Source organism: Trichococcus sp. (genome assembly GCF_049589555.1).
In the GTDB taxonomy this organism is placed as follows: Bacteria; Bacillota; Bacilli; order Lactobacillales; family Aerococcaceae; genus Trichococcus.
Map to the genome: position 1 here is coordinate 1 of NZ_JBAWAZ010000166.1, position 2,917 is coordinate 2,917.

A 2,917-nucleotide genomic window follows, 5' to 3' on the forward strand; every position below is an offset into this window, starting at 1 on the left:
GCTTTGTATTCTTAAGATTCTATATCAGACCTATCAAGGGAAGCAAACGAATGCTGACATGACTTAATAAAATAAAGTTACATGGGAAATAGCGTGTGATTCTTCTGTGAGAAGGTCAAATATGCAGGTTTTGTTCGCAACTTCCCTTAAACTGTTTCATTCATTTTTCAGGGGTGGTATTGTTTGCACTATGAATTACAGAAAAATTTCAGGGGGCAAACAGAGATGAACATGAGAATTGAAGCAGACTCGATCGGAACGTTAGCAGTACCCACAGAAGCGTATTATGGTGTGCAATCGTCGCGTGCAAAGGAAAATTTCTCAATCACGGGCACGAAATTGCATCCGGAATTGATCAGCAATCTGGCGCGAATCAAGAAAGCCGCAGCTGTTGTGAATGCTCAGTCGGGTAACCTGGCAGTCGGAAAAAAGGATGCGATTGTCCAAGCCTGCGACGAAATTGTGGCGGGATATTTTCATGAAGCCTTCATCGTTGATGCCATCCAAGGCGGTGCCGGAACTTCGGCCAACATGAACGCCAACGAAGTCATCGCCAATCGCGCTATCGAAATATTGGGCGGGAGAAAGGGCGACTACCGCATCGTTCACCCGAATGACGATGTGAATCTCTGCCAGTCCACCAATGATGTCTTCCCGACTGCGGGGAAAATGACCGTACTGCAGCTTCTGCCGGAACTGATTGCCGAACTGGAAAAGTTGGAGAGCGCGTTGGGTGATAAGGCTGAAGAATTCGCCGGGGTCATCAAAATGGGGCGGACGCAAATGCAGGATGCGGTTCCGACTACGTTGGGGAGAACGTTCCAGGCTTATCAATCCTTCGTCAGAAGGGATACCCGTCACCTCATGAGTGCTGCAGAAGAGATGAAGAGCCTCAATCTTGGCGGGACCGCAATCGGCAATGCAATTAATGCGACGCCGGAATACTTGGAGAACATAACCGCTTTTGTGAGCGCAGAAGTGGGGATTGCTTTCACGCAGGCAGAGGATCTTTTCGATGCGACCCAGAACGTGGATGGTTTCGTCAGGGTATCGGCGGCAATCAAGACGGCAGCGGTGAACTTGTCGAAGATGAGCAATGATCTGCGCTTGTTGTCGAGCGGTCCAAGGGCTGGCATAGGTGAAATCAATTTGCCTGCCAAGCAAAACGGCTCTTCGATCATGCCGGGAAAAGTGAATCCGGTGATACCCGAAGTCGTTTCGCAAGTCGCTTTCCGCGTAATCGGAAACGATTTGACCATCACGATGGCTGCCGAATCCGGACAGTTGGAGCTGAATGCCTTCGAGCCGATCATCTTCCATTCTTTGTTTGAATCAATCGATTGCTTGGCGCATGCAGTCGCTACGCTGACCGTCAACTGCATCACAGGGATCCAAGCCAATGAGATGGCCTGCTACAAACAGGTGGAAGAGAGTGCCGGCATCGCGACTGCCCTCTGCCCGACGATCGGCTACCAACAAGCCAGCGCAATCGCCAAAGAATCACTGAAGACAGGCAAAACCGTCAGGGAATTGGTGCTTGAAAAAGGACTGTTCTCGGTTGAGGAAACGGACAGCATCCTCAATCTGAAACGCATGGCCGGCATCCCGGCGGAGCTAGTCTTGCTGGCAGGCAAGGCTGTCTGATTGGATTGTAGGGACCGCCAGAAAGCCTGACAGGTTGATTCAAGGCTTTCTGGCGGTCCTGTTTTTATCTTCAACAAGCATGGTTCATGGGCTAAAAGCAGGATTATCTAATCATTTTATAATTGTATTCCATCACTATTATTGCTAAAATAAGCGAAGCAAAGTCCTTTAAACTAATCCTGAGAGATTAAAAAGGGTAACAAATCGAATATTTGATACCTTAGGTCCTTTTGCGAATATCATAATTCAAGGGCTTTTTTTTGCGCCCATAGGAGGAATTTGGAGATGTCTTCAAAGAAAATTATTCAGGTTGACGAAAAGGTACCTGCAAACTTGTTGATTCCGCTAAGTTTGCAACATACTTTCGCAATGTTCGGTGCTTCTGTGCTTGTGCCTATCATTTTCGGTATTGATCCGAGCATCGTGTTATTGATGAACGGGGTCGCCACGCTATTATTCATTTGGATCACAAAAGGGAAATCGCCGGCCTATCTTGGTTCAAGCTTTGCCTTCATCGGACCGACGAGCATCATCATCGCTAATCAAGGCTTTGAGTATGCGCAAGGCGGTTTCGTCGTATTAGGTATCATTGGCTGTATCATGGCCTTCGTCATCTATCGTGTCGGCACAAAGTGGATTGATGTTGTCCTTCCGCCTGCAGCGATGGGGGCTGTCGTTGCCTTGATCGGTCTGGAGCTGGCTCACCTTACGATTCAAGGAGGATCGATCGGTGCGAACTTGATGACCGACACTGCGACAGCACGGAACTTCGCTGTCTTCTTCATTACTTTGGGAACGGCTGTCCTAGGTTCCGTACTCTTCAAAGGTTTCTTGTCCACTATCCCTATTCTGATCGCCATCGTCGTTGGCTACATTTCTGCGATTGCGTTCGGCATGGTCGACTTCACTCCGGTAATGGAAGCATCCTTGTTTACGATGCCCCATTTCCAATTGGCGAAATTTGATATGAATGCCATCTTGACGATGCTTCCGGTTTTGCTTGTGCTGACTTCGGAGCATATCGGACACCAGGTGGTCACTTCCAACGTCGTCGGCCGCGATCTGATCAAAGACCCGGGCTTGCACCGTTCGTTGTTTGCTGATTACTTTGCATCTGCTTTATCCGGTTTGATCGGTGGTGTTCCAACAACGACTTATGGCGAGAACATCGGGGTAATGGCCATCACACGTGTCTACAGCGTGCGCGTCATCGCCGGCGCTGCGATTTTCTCCATGGTCATGTCCTTCTTCGGACCGTTAGCAGCACTGATTT

2 protein-coding genes are annotated in these 2,917 nt (G+C 48.9%); both read left to right on the forward strand.

Going from position 1 to position 2,917, the window contains the following annotated elements; translation table 11 throughout:
* The first annotated feature begins 225 nt into the window (after positions 1–225).
* A complete protein-coding gene (locus WBV27_RS06690) occupies positions 226–1,644 on the forward strand; it encodes an aspartate ammonia-lyase (protein ID WP_424200536.1) in 1,419 nt (472 codons plus the stop codon).
* 285 nt (positions 1,645–1,929) lie between these two features.
* A partial coding sequence (uraA, locus tag WBV27_RS06695; protein WP_424200538.1) for a uracil permease occupies positions 1,930–2,917 on the forward strand: 988 nt, incomplete at its 3' end.

Coding starts and splice junctions, on each gene's coding strand:
- WBV27_RS06690 (WP_424200536.1), top strand. CDS start 226: ATGAACATGAGAATTGAAGCAGACTCGATCGGAACGTTAGCAGTACCC.